This is a genomic window from Amycolatopsis sp. lyj-346, assembly GCF_046548975.1.
Lineage (GTDB): Bacteria > Actinomycetota > Actinomycetes > Mycobacteriales > Pseudonocardiaceae > Amycolatopsis.
The window spans coordinates 25911-40656 of sequence record NZ_JAJPWT010000013.1 but is presented as its reverse complement, the minus strand read 5'-3'; the positions used below and the strand labels follow the sequence as shown (position 1 = coordinate 40656).

Genomic DNA, 14746 nt, shown 5'->3' with positions numbered 1-14746 from the left:
GCGGGCGCACGCGCCTAGAGTCGGCGACGTGAGCACACGGATACTCGTCGTCTACTACAGCTCGACCGGGAACACCGCCGCCCTCGCCGAAGGCCTCGCCGCGGGCGCGCGCGAGACCGGGGCCGACGTGCGCGTGCGGACCGTGCCGGAAACCGTGCCCGCCGACGCCATCGCGCGGAACCCGCGCTGGCAGGCCTGGGTCGACGCCGGCCCGCACCACGAGCTCGCCACGCTCGCCGACCTCGAGTGGGCCGACGGGCTCGCCGTCGGCAGCCCGACCCGGTTCGGCGGGCCGGCCGCCCAGCTCAAGTCCTATTTGGACAGCACGGGTGGCCTGTGGGCACAGGGAAAGCTGGCGGACAAGGTCGCCACGTCGTTCACGACGGCGTCCACCGCGCACGGCGGTCTCGAGTCCACCCTGCTGGCGATCAACAACGTCTTCTACCACTGGGGCGCGATCGTCGTCCCGCTCGGCTACACCGACCCGCACCTGAAGGAGTCCGGCAACCCGTACGGCGGCTCGTTCGTGTCCCGCAAGTCGGCGGCCCCCGACGAAGTGTCACTCGACGCGTTGCGCCTGCAGGGCCACCGGCTGGCCACCATCACGACGCACATCGCGACCGGCCTGAAGCGCACCGGCTAACCGACACCACCGCCGGTCTGCGGCGCACCCTGCGGCTTCACCACGACCTGCGGCGCGGACTTCGGCTTGGTGGGCTTCGGCGCCGGCTTGGTGGGTGTCGGCGTGCCGGGCATCCCGACGGTGAACTTTCGCCAGTCGTGGCCGGTACCGCCATCGAGGCAACGCATGATGGCCCAGTGATCTCCCGGCAGCACCCCGGTGAACGTGATGGAGTACTTTTTCCCGTTCTTGGTCATCACACCCGACTGCCTCGGCTGCTGGCCGCGGTAAATGTAGTAACTCGCTTCGGCCTTGATGCCACTGGCGGCACAGGTACCCGTGATGGTCACCGAGGTTCCCGATACCGTGACGTTCATCGACGTCGGTTTGCCCGGGTACGGTTCGTCAGCCGAAGCCAGGCTCGGCGACAGCAGCAGGCAACCGGCGGCCACCCCCGCGGTGGCGGAAATTCTTCGCATTTGCTTTCACCTCTGGAATTCATTGCACGGCAATGCCTGGAAGACGCCCTCCCCCCGGCCCCCGGTTGCCACCCGGACGTAACGAAACGGACAGCCGACCCGGGACCCGGGGTAACCGGGAAAATCACTTCGGCGGTGACACGGGCGCCCCTACAGTCGCGACGGTGACCACCGAACTCCCCGTCCTCGCGCCACCCCGGGTCGCTCACCGGGGCCGCGGGACCACCTATGTCCTGCTCGCCGCGCTGTTCTTCAGCACGTCGGGTGCACTGGGCAAGTCCGCGATGTCCGCCGGGATCACCCCGCAGCAGGTGGCCGCGGCGCGGATCGCGCTGGCCGGCGTCGTGCTGCTCGCCGGGGTGGCGCTGGTCGCGCCGCGGAAGCTGCGGGTGCGCCGGACGGAGCTGCCCGTCCTGGCCGGGTACGGCCTGCTCGGCGTGGCCGGCGTGCAGCTGCTGTACTTCGTCGCCGCCGGCCGGATCCCGGTGGGGATCGCCATCCTGCTGGAGTTCGTCTCGCCGGTGCTCATCGCGCTGTGGGTGCGGTTCGTGCGGCGGCACCGGCTGCCGCGGGCGGTCTGGGGCGGCATCGCGCTGGCCATGGCCGGGCTCGCACTGGTGGCCCAGGTCTGGGAAGGCGTCACCCTCGACGGGCTCGGCCTGCTGGCCGGCTTCGGCGCGGCGCTCTGTTCGGCCGGGTACTTCCTGCTCGGCGAGCGCGCGGTGGCCGACATCGACCCGCTCGGGCTCGTCACCTGGGGCATGGTGATCGGCGCGGTCGCGATCAGCTTCGTCGCACCGCCGTGGACGTGGCCGGCCGGGCTGCTCGACGTGCCGGTCGAGTTCGGCGCCTGGCACCCGCCGGTGTGGCTGCTGCTGACCCTGCTGGTGCTGGTGGCGACGGTCGTCGCGTATGTCTGCGGCATTTCGGCGCTGCGGCACCTGCCCGCGTCGGTGGCGAGCGTGCTCGGGCTGGTCGAACCGGTGATCACGACGGTCGCGGCGTGGGTGCTGCTGGGCGAACAGCTGGCGTGGCCGCAGCTGCTCGGGGCGGCGATCCTGCTGAGCGGCGCGTACGTCGTGCAGCGGAACTCGGAGGTCCTCACCCGCTGAGCCGGCGAGCCGTTGCGCAAATTCTGCACCGGGTCGCCGCCGGGTGCGAAAATCTCGCGATCCACGTTCCACCGGGGAGGAAGCACCTTGGCGACCAAGTCCGGGCTGCGGCCCGACCTGCGGCAACGGCACGTCCGGATGATCGCCCTCGGCGGCATCATCGGCGCGAGCCTGTTCATCGGCAGCGGGGCGGTGATCCACACCGTGGGCCCGGCCGCCGTGCTGTCCTACGCCATCGGCGGGCTGCTCGTCGTGCTGGTGATGCGGATGCTCGGCGAGATGGCGACCGCGTCGCCGTCGCTGGGCTCGTTCATGGAGTACGCGCGCGACTCGCTCGGCGGCTGGGCGGGCTTCACCATCGGCTGGCTGTATTGGTACTTCTGGGTCGGCGTGGTCGCGTTCGAGGCCGTCGCGGGCGCGAAGATCCTGCAGGGCTGGATTCCCGGGGTGCCGCAGTGGGTGTTCTCGCTGGCGCTGATGCTGCTGCTGACGGCGACGAACCTGGCGTCGGCGCGCTCCTTCGGCGAGACGGAGTTCTGGCTGGCGTCGATCAAGGTCGCCACCATCGTCGTGTTCCTGCTGCTCGGCACGCTGTTCGTGCTCGGCTTCATGCCGGACGCGCACTTCTCGGTCGGCAACATCGGCCTCGACGGCTTCGTCGCGAACGGGCCGTTTTCGGTGGTGCACGGCGTGGTCATCGTGATCTTCTCGTACTTCGGCGCGGAGATCGTCACGATCGCGGCGGCGGAGTCCGACCAGCCGGAGACGGCGGTCCGCAAGGCGACCTCGACGATCGTCTGGCGCGTGATCGTGTTCTACGTCGGCTCGGTGGCCCTGCTGGTGATGATCACGCCGTGGCGCGAGATCCCCAGCGAGACGAGCCCGTTCGCGGCGGCGTTCGGCCGCTTCGGCGTCCCGGCGGCGTCGACCATCGTTTCGGCGGTGGTGCTGACGGCGGCGCTGTCGGTGCTGAATTCGGGGCTGTACACGGCATCCCGGATGCTGTTCGCCCTGCGGCGCCACGGCTGGGCCCCGGCCTGGGTCGCGGACACGAACGCCCGCGGCGTGCCGTGGAAGGCGATCCTGGCGTCGACGTCGGTCGGGTACGTGGCGGTGGTGATGAGTTACGTGTCCCCCGACAAGATCTTCTACTTCATCATCAATTCCGCGGGCGCGGTGGCGTTGTTCGTGTACGCGATCATCTGCGGCTCGCAGATCCGCATGCGGCGGCGGCTGGAGGCTTCGGAGCCGGAAAAGCTGAAGCTGCGGATGTGGGGGTACCCGTGGCTGAGCTGGGTCACGTTGGTGCTGACGCTCGTCGTGGTGGCGTCGATGCTGTTCGTGGACTCCGACACGCGGGCGCAGCTGTACCTGAGCTTGATCAGCCTGGCGGCGATCCTCGGCGTCTACGCTCTCATCCGCCGGCGATCCGGGACAGCGCCCCGAAAAACACGTCCGTGATCTTCGCCGGGTCCGGGGCCACGAACGCCTGTCCCCCGGTGGCCGCGGTCAGCTGGTCGAGTTCCGCCTTGTCCGCGTCCGGGCCGATGCCCACGCCGATCAGCGGGATCGGGCGGCGGGTGTCCTGCAGCTTCGCCAGTTCGGCCAGCAGGTCCGTGCGGGACACGCTGCGCGCGTCCTCGTTGCGGCCGTCCGTCATCACGATCACCACGTTCAACCGGCCGGGCTCCCACTCGCGGCGCGCCGTGCGGTAGGTCTCCAGCACGCTGTCGTACAGCCCCGTCCCGCCGTCCGGGGTGGCGGTCACCCCGGCCAGCTTGTCCAGGGCACCGTCCGCCAGGTGCTGGGCGACCGGGGCCATCGGGAGCAGCTCGCGGTAGTCCTTGTCGCCGTCCAGGCGGGTGGAGAACGCCTGCATCCTCAGCTGGGTGGCCGGCTTGAACAGGTGCATCGCCTTCGCCGCCGCCTGCATCGTCACCTGCATGCGGTTCAGGCCGGTCCCGGGGACCTGCGCGTTCATCGAGCCGGACACGTCGACCAGCACCTGCACCCGCGCGCTCAGGTTGATGCCCGCCCACTGGTTGAGCAGCTCGTCGACCACCGGCGCGGGCGGGAGGTTCGCCGCCCGGATGCCCTGCGGCTGCACCCTCGGGTCGTCGGCGTGCTCGCGCAGCGCCTGGCCGCCCGCCGCCCGCAGACCCGTCTTCGCGATCGCGTCCGCTCCCGCGTCGCCGAGCACCGCGTCACGCAGCGCCTCGACGATCGGGCGCTGCTGCGGGGTGATCCCGCCCAGCTCCGCGAACGGGTAGTCCAAGGTGGGCACCGCCGTCGAATAGACGGCGACGAGCGGTGACTTCGGTTCCTCGACGTTGTGGCGCAGCAAGGAGTTCTCCGACGCCGGGAACGCCGTCACCGCGGCCGAGCCGCTGCCGTCGTTCGAGCCCGGCAGCCGGGCGATCAGCTCCGTCTCCGCGCCGAGCGTGTTGGCCGAGAAGCGCCGCAACGCCGCCACGTACGCGGCCGAGGGCTCGGGCGACGCCTTGACGCTGTCCCGCAGCCCGAGCAGCGACACCGCGCCGACCGCGTCGCGCGCGGGGTCGGACATCCCCGGCACCACGCCCGGCGCGGCCAGGACCTCCGCCCACGTGGGCGCGTGGTCGGGCCAACCGAGGCCCTTGGCGACGTCCGCGACGACCGCGAGCACCACCGGCGAGCTGGCCACCGACGCCCCGGTCTCGGGGACGCCGTCGGCGCCGAGCTGATGGGCACGGCGCAGGGCGAGCGTCGAATCCGGCACCCAGACCTGCGGCCGCGGGCTGCCGTCCGACAGGGCGAGCCGCTCGGCCGTCTGCGTCGCCTCCCGCGGCTGGATTTCGACGCTGCCGCACTGCAGGTCCAGACCGTGCACGACGAGCGACAGCGCGGGCGCGATGTCCGGCGACGCGGTGACGAGGACCTTCGCGGGCTGCTCGCACGACGGCCGGGCCCGCACGGTCGTCACCGCCACCCACCCGGCCGCGCCGAGGGCGAGCACGAGACCGGTCGCGACGGCGGGCACGAGCAGCCGGCGTCGTCTGCCGTCCGAATGACGTCCCATCGGTGCGGCCTCTCTGCGCGAGGCGGGGTGGGACCAAGGCTATCCCGCGGCAAACCGGCCGCATGTGCGCCGGACGGCCTAACAGGCGGGCGAACTCATCCCCGGGAGGGACCCGGCCCCTCCCACAGCGGGATGTCCACGGCCGCGGACGCCGAAACACTGGACCCCATGAAGCCGACCCGAGGCGAACAGCGCAGGGCCCGCCACGCGCTGCTGCGGCAAACCGTCACCGTGGCCTGCGCACTGCTGCTGACCCAGCGCCCCAATGTGGCCTTGGGTGCGTCCAACGCACCCAAGGTGGCCTTCGGTGCGTCCAACGCACCGAAGGCCACATTGGGGCGCTGGGGGTGGGCTAGACGGGGATGACCGTCGGGACGATCATCGGGCGGCGGCGGTAGGTGTCGGCCACCCAGCGGCCCACGACCCGGCGGACCGCCTGCGCGATCCGGTGCGTGTCGGTGATGCCTTCGGCCTCCGTGCGCGCCAGCTCCATCTCCACCAGCGGCACGACGGCGGCGAGCGCCTTCGGGTCGTCGGAGAAGCCCCGGCCGGACACCGTGGGGCGGCTGACCGGGCGGCCGGTGCTGGAGTCCACCGCCACGCTGATCGAGATGAACCCGCCTTCGCCCAGCACCAGCCGGTCGGACAGGGTCGACTCGCCGACGTCGCCGACCGACAGGCCGTCGACGTAGACGTGCCCGACCTCGACGCGGCCGGTGCGGGAGGCCTTGCCGTCGACCAGGTCGACGACCACGCCGTCTTCGGCGATCACCACGTTGTCCGGGGCGACGCCGGTGCGGATGGCCAGTTCGGCGTTCGCGCGCAGGTGCTTCCACTCGCCGTGCACCGGCATGACGTTGCTCGGCCGCACCGCGTTGTACAGGTAGAGCAGCTCGCCCGCCGACGCGTGGCCGGACACGTGCACCTTGGCGTTGCCCTGGTGGACGACGTTCGCGCCGAGCCGGGTCAGGCCGTTGACCACGCCGAACACCGCTGTCTCGTTGCCCGGGATCATCGAGCTGGCCAGCACGACGGTGTCGCCCGCGCGGATCGAGATCTGCCGGTGCTCGCCGCGCGCCATCCGCGACAGCGCCGAGAGCGGCTCGCCCTGCGACCCGGTCGAGACGAACAGGACCTTGCTCTCCGGCAGGGTGCTGGCCTGGTCGAGGTCGACGAGCAGGCCGTCGGGCACGTTGAGCAGGCCCAGGTCGGCCGCGATGCCCATGTTCCGGACCATCGACCGGCCGACGAACGCGATCCGGCGGCCGTGCCGGTGCGCGGCGTCCAGCACCTGCTGGACGCGGTGCACGTGGCTGGCGAAGCAGGCCACGATGACGCGCTGGTCGACCCGGCGGATGACGTCGTCGAGGACCGGGCCGATGTCGCGCTCCGGCATGACGAACCCGGGCACCTCGGCGTTGGTCGAGTCGACGCAGAACAGGTCGACGCCCTCGTCGCCGAGCCGGGAGAAGCCGGCCAGGTCGGTGAGGCGCCCGTCCAGCGGGAGCTGGTCGAGCTTGATGTCGCCGGTGTGCAGGACCACGCCCGCGGGGGTGCGGATCGCGACCGCGAGCGCGTCCGGGATGGAGTGGTTGACCGCGAAGAACTCGAGGTTGAACACGCCGACGTCGCGGCGCTCGCCCTCGCGGACTTCGATCAGCTTCGGCCGCTGCCGGTGCTCCTTGGCCTTCGCCGCGAGCAGCGCGTTGGTGAACCTCGAGCCGTAGATCGGCAGGTCCGGCCGCAGGCGCAGGAGGAACGGGACGGCACCGATGTGGTCTTCGTGCCCGTGGGTGAGCACCAGGCCGTCGATGTCGTCGAGGCGGTCCTCGATGGCGCGGAAGTCGGGCAGGATCAGGTCGACGCCGGGCTGGTCGTCCTCGGGGAAGAGCACCCCGCAGTCGACGATGAGCAGCCGGCCGCCGAATTCGAAAACGGTCATGTTGCGCCCGACCTCGCCGATGCCGCCCAGCGCGACGACGCGCAGGGCTCCCTCGGGGAGTTTGGGCGGGGCGTTGGTGGGGCCTGGACCTTGGGGAAGTGAGCTCACCGAGGCAGGGTCCCAACGCTGGTGTGCGAGGTCGGCGCGATGTAGGCCGCTCGCGAATCTGCTTGTGCCACCCGCTCACCATGCCAGTCCTGAGCCGCCGTGTCGCCCAGCGGCACGCCGCCCTGGGCAAGATCAGCGGCGATCAGGGCCGTCTGCTCGGTGGTCGGCGCGACGATCGGCAGCCGCGGATCGCCGATGTCGAAGCCGCGCAGCCGCAGCGCCGCCTTGCTGAACGCGACCCCGCCGACCCGCGACATCGCCCGCAGCACCGGCAGCATGCCGCGGTGGTTGGTGCGCGCGGTGGAGGTGTCGCCGTTCTCGTAGGCGTCGATCATGGCGCGGATCCGGCCCGCGACGACGTGACCGATCACACTCACCACGCCGACGCCGCCGACGGAGATCCACGGCAGGTTGAGGCCGTCGTCGCCGGAGTAGTAGGCGAGGTGGGTGTTGGCGATCACCTCGGAGCCGGCGATGAGGTCGCCCTTGGCGTCCTTGACCGCGACGATCCGGGGGTGCTCGGCCAGCCGCAGCAGGGTGTCGACCTCGATCGGGACGACCGAGCGCGGCGGGATGTCGTAGAGCAGCACCGGCAGGCCGGTGCTGTCGGCGACCGCGGTGAAGTGCGCGAACAGCCCGGCCTGGCTGGGCCGCGAGTAGTACGGGGTGACGACCAGCAGGCCGTGTGCTCCGGCTTCCTCGGCTTGCTTCGCCTGCTCGACGCTGTGTGCGGTGTTGTTGGTGCCCGCGCCGGCCACGACGGTCGCGCGGTCGCCGACGGCCTCGACCACGGCGCGGATGAGGTCCTGCTTCTCCGCGTCGCTCGTGGTCGGGCTCTCGCCGGTGGTGCCGTTGACCACGAGGCCGTCGTTCCCCAGCTCCACGAGGTGCTCGGCCAGCTCCTGCGCCCGCTTCAGGTCCAGTGCGCCCTCGGCGTCGAACGGGGTGGCCATCGCGGTGAGCACGCGCCCGAACGGCCGTCCGGGCGCTGCGGTAGGTGGGTTGGACATGGGGAGACGGTACCCCGCCGGTCCGACGAAAACCGCGCCGACCTGGTCATCGGCAGCAAGAGCGGAGGATTTCCCGGGGCCGGCCGCTCATCGCGAAACTTCTACTTGACCTTGGTCACGATCGGGGCGGTGATGGGCCCGCCGTCGGCCCGGGCGAGCAGGCAGTAGAACTCGCGCGCGGGTTCCTCGCCGCTCTTGGACGGCGCGGCTTCCCACTCCGCCTGGGTGGGGACGAGCGCGCGGTAGGTGAGGTCGGGCCGCTTGGTGTCCGGCACGATCGACGACCGGAACGCGGTCGCGCACGCGGCCTCGGCACTGGCCGTCAGTGCGGGCAGGCCGGGGTAGGCCGCGACCTTGGCGTCGTCGGAATTCCAGTTCTCGACCGACAGCAGGCCGCCGATCTCGTAGACCTCGAGCGTGTGGCTGTTGTCGCACTCGGCCTTGTTGTCCTCTTCGCTGATGATCGAGCCGTCCTGCACCGGGGTGTTGAAGCACCGGTAGTACCCGCCGATGTCGGTGCGCAGCTGCCCGCCGACGCCGTAGGTCATGGTCGGCTGCTTCTGCTTGTCGACCGCGGGCGTCTCGTAGGCCTTGCCCGCGAAGAAGCCGCCGACCAGGGCACCGACGACGAGGACCGCGGCGACGGTGAGCCACAGCGCGCGGCGGGTCTTCCGCGGCGGCTCCGGTGCGGGTGCGCCGAGCATCGCGGTGCCGTGGGGCGGGGTGGGCCGCACGCCCTGCGCCGTGGTCAGCAGGTTCTGGGCCTGGGCCGCGGTCAGCCGCGCGTCGGGGTTGGCGACGAGCAGGCCGAGGATGGCCGCGGCGATCGGGCCCTGGCCGCGGGTGAGGTACGGGATCTCGGTCATGATCGCGTGCAGGGTCGCCGCGGTGGTCGCGCGCTCGAACGGGATCGAGCCTTCGACGGCGAAGAACAGCGTCGCACCGAGGGACCACAGGTCGGACGCGGGCATCGCGTCGCGGCCTTCGACGCGTTCCGGCGCCATGAACGCGGGCGAGCCGACGATCATGCCGCTGGTGGTCAGGCGCGGATCGTCGACGGCGTGGGCGATGCCGAAGTCGGTGAGCTTCACACGGCCGTCCGGCGCGACGAGGATGTTCGCGGGCTTGACGTCCCGGTGCACGATCCCGGCGGCGTGGGCGGCCTGCAGCGCGGCGAGCACCCGCTCCCCCAGCTGAGCGGCCTGCGCGGCGGGCATCGGGCCCCGCTGCCGCACGAGGTCGGCGAGGCTGGGTGCCTCGACGAGCTCCATGACGATGAAGGTGGTTCCCCCGTCGGTGACGACGTCGTAGACGGTGACGACGGCGGGGTCGTTGAGCCGCCCACCGGCCCGCACCTCGCGCAGCGCGCGTTCGGAGAAGACGGCGGCGGACTCGGCGTCGGGCAGCCGCAGTTCCTTGACGGCGACCTGCCGCCCGATGACCTGGTCCTGCGCCCGCCACACGACGCCCATGCCGCCGCGGCCGAGTTCGCCGAGCAGCAGGTAGCGGCCGGCGACAACCCGCTGACCAGGCGTGACGGGCGCCTGCGGGGGATACGGCCGGGTCTGTTCGTCGGTCACGGTGCTCCTTTTGGCGGCGGTCGCGCAGATGCTAGTCGGACCGTCGCCGGGCCCCGCGGGTTCCGCGCAATTCGCGAGCCGGAAGCCTCAGCGGTGGATTTCGCCGTGGTAGGGAAGCCACCGGTAGCCCGGGGCGAAGTCGCTGAACTCGGCCCGCTTCCCGGTCGAAACCCAGATGTGCTCGCTGACGACGAGGCCGGCGAAGGTCGTCAGGTCCTTCTCCGCCATGAGTTCGTCGTAGGTGCGGAACTCGCCGGCCTCGACCCCGGCGAGGGCGTAGCGGTAGACCGGCGGTGCGGTCCGGAGCTGCCAGTAGAGCCGCCGGCCGGCGGCGGTCATGGCCGTCGCCTCCGCCGCGGAGTTCACCCCCGTCTGGCTGAGGCCCTCCGGCTCCACGCCGCACCACCAGCCGGTGCCGTGCCGGAAAATCCGCACCGGCCAGCCGTCGAAGTGCCGCGCGAGGTCGCGAGCGTGGGTCTCGCGCTCCCCGCATTCAACGGAAAGGCCGAAGATCCAGGCCATGGCGCGTCCCCCGTTCCGTGGGTCAACCGGTGAACGTGAGGTAGATGAGCACCAGGTTGAGAGCGATGATGATCGCCGCGATCACCGAGGCCGCGACCGTCGTCAAGCGGCGGTTCGTGTCCTCCCCCATCAGATCACGGTCGGCCGTCAGCCGGATCAGCGGTACCAACGCGAACGGGATCCCGAACGACAGCACCACCTGGGACACCACCAGCGCCGCGCTCGGATCGGCACCCAGCGCCAGCACCGCGATCGCCGGGATCAGGGTGACCAGGCGGCGCAGTACCAGCGGAATCCTCTTGTGCAGGAGCCCCTGCATGATCATCGCGCCCGCGTACGCGCCCACCGACGTCGACGCCAGGCCCGAGGCCAGCAGGCCGATCGCGAACATCAGCGCGATGCCCGGGCCGAGCGTCGAAGCCACCGCGCCGTGCGCGCCCTCGATGCTGTCCACGCCGTCCTGGCCCTGGAGGTTCGTCGCGGCCAGCAGCAGCATGCCCAGGTTCACCGCGCCCGCCAGCAACATCGCCAGGCCGACGTCGACCCGGGTCGCGCGCAGCAGGCGGCGGCGCCGGGTTCCGTCGGGACGGCCGTGGCGGTCGCGGGCCAGGCCCGAGTGCAGGTAGACCGCGTGCGGCATGACCGTCGCGCCGAGCATCGCCGCCGCGATGAGGATGCTGCCCGCGCCGTCGAACTTCGGGATCAGGCCGCCGAGGGTCTCCGTGGCCGACGGCGGCTCGACGAACAGGCTCGCCAGGAAGCCCACCGCGATGACCAGCAGCAGGCCGGTGATGACCCGCTCGAACGTCCGCTGGCCGCCCCGGTCCTGGACCGCCAGCAGGGTCAGCGACACCACGCCGGTGATCACGCCGCCGACGATGAGCGGGAGGTCGAACAGCAGGTTGAGCGCGATCGCGCCGCCGACCACTTCGGCCAGGTCGGTGGCGATGGCGACGACCTCCGCCTGCAGCCAGTAGCCCAGCCGCGCCGGCCGGGACAGGCGGCCGCGCAGGGCCTCCGGCAGCGACATCCCGCTGACCAGCCCGAGCTTCGCCGACAGGTACTGCACCAGCACGGCCATCAGGTTCGCCGCGACGATCACCCAGACCAGCAGGTAGCCGTAGCGGGCGCCGGCGCTGATGTTGGAGGCGACGTTCCCCGGGTCGACGTAGGCGATCGCGGCGACGAACGCGGGCCCGAGCAGGGCCGACCCGGTGCGCAGGCGGGTCACCAGTCTCGGCCGGACAGCCTCGGTCACAGCCATGGACGCCACCTCTCGAAAACCGGATGTCGGGGACCCTAAACCGAAGTTTAGGCGTGCCGAACTTTCTTTTTCAAGGGTGACGGCTCCCACCCCCGGCCCCGGATACCCCGATCGACGGCGGTGAAAAGTGCGAACGGTCAGACGTGCGCGACCTCGTGGCCGGATTCGCGCAGCGCCGTGACCGCGTGGTCGAGATCGACGGCGCGGACCAGGATGTGATCGGTGTCGAACGTCGAGATCGAGAACAGCGCGACCCCGGCCGCGGCGAGCTCCGACGCCAGCGCGGCGATGATGCCGGTGAGCGTGAACTCCAGCGGGCCGCGGACCGACAGCAGCCGCCAGCCGGCCTCGGACGCGGTGGCCCCGCCCGGCTCGCGACCGGCCGGGCAGATCACCGAAATCTCTTCGGGCGTCCGAGTCACCGAAACGAGGGTGTCCCCGGGCTCGAAGAGCTCGGCGGGCACCGCGGCGTCCGCGGGCAGCCGCACGACGGCGTAGTCACCGGGCCGGACGTCGATCGCAAGTCGCTTCATCAGCCTTCCAGCACCTTCGGGCTCGTGGCGATTTCGGTGCCGTCCGGCAACGTCGAGATGGTGAAGTCCGCGAACACGTTCGCCGCGGCCTTCTGCAGCTGCCGCAGGCACTCCACGGCGAGCTCGCGGATTTCGACGTCGGCGTGCTCGGTGGCGCGCATCGCGACGAAGTGCCGCCACGCCCGGTAGTTCCCGGTCACGACGATCCGCGTCTCGGTCGCGTTCGGCAGCACGGCGCGGGCGGCCTGGCGGGCCTGCTTGCGGCGCAGGGTCGCGCTCGGGACGTCGGCGAACTTCTCCTCGAGCCCGGCCAGCAGCTCGGTGTAGGCGTCGACGCTCGCCCGGGTCGCGGCGACGAACTTCTCGTGCAGCACCGGGTCGTTCGCGATGATCTCCGGCTCGACGAACTCGGCGTCGCGCTCGGGGACGTACCGCTGCGAAAGCTGGGAGTAGGAGAAGTGGCGGTGCCGGATCAGCTCGTGGGTCAGCGACCGGGAGATGCCGCTGATGTAGAAGGTCACCGAGCCGTGCTCCAGCACCGAAAGGTGACCGACGTCGATGATGTGCTCGAGGTAGCCGGCGTTGGTCGCGGTGGCCGGGTTCGGCTTCTTCCACGACTGGTAGCAGGCGCGGCCGGCGAATTCGGCCAGCGCTTCCCCGCCGTCCGCGTCGGTCGACCACGGCACGTCTTCGGGCGGGAAGAACTCGGTCTTCGCGATCAGCTGCACTCTGGGTGACACGGTTCCGGTCACGTCAGCACTCCTTCTCCCGGCTTCCGCGCAGCCTAACGGCGTGAGGCGGGTCACTCCCGGGGGACACGTGACATCACCACCACCTTGACTGACACCACTGATGACGTCATAGTGGTGTCATGGACTTGACGCCGTACATCGCCAACCTTCGCGAGGACCTCGCGAACACGGCTGCCGCCGGGGACGACCACACCCGGCGGGCGGCCGCGCTGCTGTCCTCCGCACTCGAGCCCGCCGTCCGGCTGACGCTGATGAACGCTCTCGCCGACCTCGCCGCCGAGGTCACCGCGGCGCTGCCGGGCCAGGTGGTCGACGTCCGGCTCGACGGCCGGGACGTCCGCGTGGTCGTCACCGGCACCGCCGAAGAGACGACGTCGCGTGCGACACCACGTGACACCACTCCACCGCCACCACCACTCGACGGCGGTGACATCAGCCGGATCACGCTCCGGCTGGTGGAGCAGATCAAGGGCCAGGCGGAACGCGCGGCCGCCGCGCAGGGCGTCTCGCTGAACACCTTCGTTTCGCAGGCGGTCCAGGGCGCGCTGGGCCACGGCGCACTCGGCGGCGGCGGGGCGCACAAGCACCACGGCAAGGGCAGCGGCAGCGGGTCGCACCTGCACGGCTGGGTCGAAGGCTGAGGGGACGAGACGATGAGTGAAGAACAGACCACACCGGCCGAAGAGCCGAACGACGAGCTGGTCCGGATCGACGAGTTCGAGACCGACGTCCCGCTGGAGCTCGACATCGGCGTCACGATCGGCCGCGTCGAGGTCGTCCTCGAAGGCGGCTCCGGCGCGCGCGTGGAGCTGCGCCACGACCAGGGCGAGCAGCAGCCGTGGGTGGCCGGGGTCAACAGCCTGCTGTCCTGGGTCGGCGAGCGCTTCGGCGACCAGCTGGGCGTCGACCCGGCGACCTCCCCCGCCGAGGCCGTGCGGCAGAGCCGGATCGAGAAGCTCGGCAACCGCCTGGTCGTCAGCGCGCCGAAGGCCTGGCAGCTGCGCAACGCCGCGCTCGCGGTGAAGGTGCACGCGCCGGCGGGCTCGCACGTCGAGGTCCGGGCGGGCGCGGCGGACGTCACGGTGACCGGCTCGGCCGGCCGCGTCGACCTGCTGACCGGCTCCGGCGAAGTGAAGCTCGAGCGCGCCGACGGCTCGGCGACGATCCGCACCGGCAGCGGGGCCGTCAAGCTCGGCCCGACACTGGGCGGGCTGCAGCTGCGCAGCGGCAGCGGCCACGTCGAGGCGTCGTCGATCGCCGGCTCCGCGACGCTGGCCACCGGCACCGGCGACGTCTGGCTGGGCGCGGTCTCCGGCGAAGTGATGGCCCGCACCGGCAGCGGCGACCTGTCCGTCGCCGACGCGGGGTCGGGCACGCTCGACCTGATCACCGGCTCCGGCGAGGTCCGGATCGGCATCCGCGGCGGGACGTCCGCCGAGGTCGACCTGACCTCCAGCGCCGGGCGCGTCTCCAGCGAACTGGACGTCGCCGACGCCGCTCCGGAGGGCGGCGTGACGCTGAAGGTCCGCGCCCGCACGGGCACCGGCAACGCCGTGGTGACGCGCGCGGCGGGTTGAGCAAGGGGGAGGAACGGGCCGTTCCCGGCGAGGGCTGCCGGGAACGGCCCGTTCGCGCGAAATACCAGAGAAAGCGCTCCACTGAAATACGGCGAACGAAGGATGAATCTGTCGAAATCGCCGTTTCGCGTAGTTACACCCGGAGAATCCTGATTTTCTCGGATTGGCCTTGAACAAATCGGCAGGC

14 protein-coding genes are annotated in these 14746 nt (G+C 71.4%); 5 read left to right on the top strand and 9 right to left on the bottom strand.

Going from position 1 to position 14746, the window contains the following annotated elements; translation table 11 throughout:
* Positions 1–28 precede the first annotated feature (28 nt).
* Positions 29–643 carry an NAD(P)H:quinone oxidoreductase gene (wrbA, locus tag ACLJQE_RS31700; protein ID WP_410643194.1) on the top strand — a complete coding sequence of 205 codons (615 nt, stop codon included), beginning with the start codon at positions 29–31 and terminating at the stop codon, positions 641–643.
* On the opposite strand, the gene ACLJQE_RS31695 is transcribed toward wrbA, so the two are convergent.
* Positions 640–1101 (bottom strand): hypothetical protein, encoded by a 462-nt coding sequence (locus tag ACLJQE_RS31695; RefSeq protein ID WP_410643193.1) that lies wholly within the window; start codon positions 1099–1101, stop codon positions 640–642. The genes wrbA and ACLJQE_RS31695 overlap by 4 nt on opposite strands.
* Before the next feature lie 164 nt (positions 1102–1265).
* On the opposite strand from ACLJQE_RS31695, the gene ACLJQE_RS31690 reads away from it, so the two are divergent.
* Together ACLJQE_RS31690 and ACLJQE_RS31685 are read left to right on the top strand one after the other, a co-directional pair.
* Entirely contained in the window at positions 1266–2213 is a 948-nt protein-coding gene (locus tag ACLJQE_RS31690; RefSeq protein ID WP_410643192.1) for an EamA family transporter, read from the top strand.
* A gap of 87 nt (positions 2214–2300) precedes the next feature.
* Positions 2301–3674 (top strand): amino acid permease, encoded by a 1374-nt coding sequence (locus tag ACLJQE_RS31685; RefSeq protein WP_410643191.1) that lies wholly within the window; start codon positions 2301–2303, stop codon positions 3672–3674.
* Here ACLJQE_RS31685 and ACLJQE_RS31680 read toward each other — a convergent pair.
* From ACLJQE_RS31680 to thyX, 8 genes are all read right to left on the bottom strand, one after another.
* Complete coding sequence (locus tag ACLJQE_RS31680) at positions 3628–5271, bottom strand: VWA domain-containing protein (protein WP_410643190.1); 1644 nt, start codon at positions 5269–5271, stop codon at positions 3628–3630. The genes ACLJQE_RS31685 and ACLJQE_RS31680 overlap by 47 nt on opposite strands.
* A 352-nt stretch (positions 5272–5623) precedes the next feature.
* Positions 5624–7321 carry a ribonuclease J gene (locus tag ACLJQE_RS31675; protein WP_410643189.1) on the bottom strand — a complete coding sequence of 566 codons (1698 nt, stop codon included), beginning with the start codon at positions 7319–7321 and terminating at the stop codon, positions 5624–5626.
* The gene (gene dapA, locus ACLJQE_RS31670; RefSeq protein ID WP_410643188.1) at positions 7318–8331 is read right to left on the bottom strand and encodes a 4-hydroxy-tetrahydrodipicolinate synthase; all 1014 of its coding nucleotides are present in this window, start codon (positions 8329–8331) and stop codon (positions 7318–7320) included. Before dapA ends, ACLJQE_RS31675 begins: the two co-directional genes overlap by 4 nt.
* Before the next feature lie 101 nt (positions 8332–8432).
* Positions 8433–9911: a serine/threonine-protein kinase gene (locus tag ACLJQE_RS31665; RefSeq protein WP_410643187.1), complete on the bottom strand. Its 1479-nt coding sequence runs from the start codon at positions 9909–9911 to the stop codon at positions 8433–8435.
* An 87-nt stretch (positions 9912–9998) separates the two neighbouring features.
* On the bottom strand, positions 9999–10433 hold the full coding sequence (locus tag ACLJQE_RS31660; protein WP_410643186.1) for a hypothetical protein: 435 nt from the start codon (positions 10431–10433) through the stop codon (positions 9999–10001).
* A gap of 22 nt (positions 10434–10455) precedes the next feature.
* A complete protein-coding gene (locus tag ACLJQE_RS31655) occupies positions 10456–11697 on the bottom strand; it encodes an Nramp family divalent metal transporter (protein WP_410643185.1) in 1242 nt (413 codons plus the stop codon).
* Between the two features lie 137 nt (positions 11698–11834).
* Positions 11835–12230 (bottom strand): ACT domain-containing protein, encoded by a 396-nt coding sequence (locus ACLJQE_RS31650; RefSeq protein WP_410643184.1) that lies wholly within the window; start codon positions 12228–12230, stop codon positions 11835–11837.
* Complete coding sequence (thyX, locus tag ACLJQE_RS31645) at positions 12230–12982, bottom strand: FAD-dependent thymidylate synthase (protein ID WP_410643183.1); 753 nt, start codon at positions 12980–12982, stop codon at positions 12230–12232. The genes ACLJQE_RS31650 and thyX overlap by 1 nt, the downstream gene beginning before the upstream one ends.
* A gap of 119 nt (positions 12983–13101) precedes the next feature.
* Here thyX and ACLJQE_RS31640 point away from each other — a divergent pair, with 119 nt between their 5' ends.
* Both ACLJQE_RS31640 and ACLJQE_RS31635 read left to right on the top strand, forming a co-directional pair.
* Complete coding sequence (locus ACLJQE_RS31640; protein ID WP_410643182.1) at positions 13102–13623, top strand: toxin-antitoxin system HicB family antitoxin; 522 nt, start codon at positions 13102–13104, stop codon at positions 13621–13623.
* A 12-nt stretch (positions 13624–13635) separates the two neighbouring features.
* Positions 13636–14559: a DUF4097 family beta strand repeat-containing protein gene (locus ACLJQE_RS31635; protein WP_410643181.1), complete on the top strand. Its 924-nt coding sequence runs from the start codon at positions 13636–13638 to the stop codon at positions 14557–14559.
* The last annotated feature ends 187 nt before the right edge of the window (positions 14560–14746 follow it).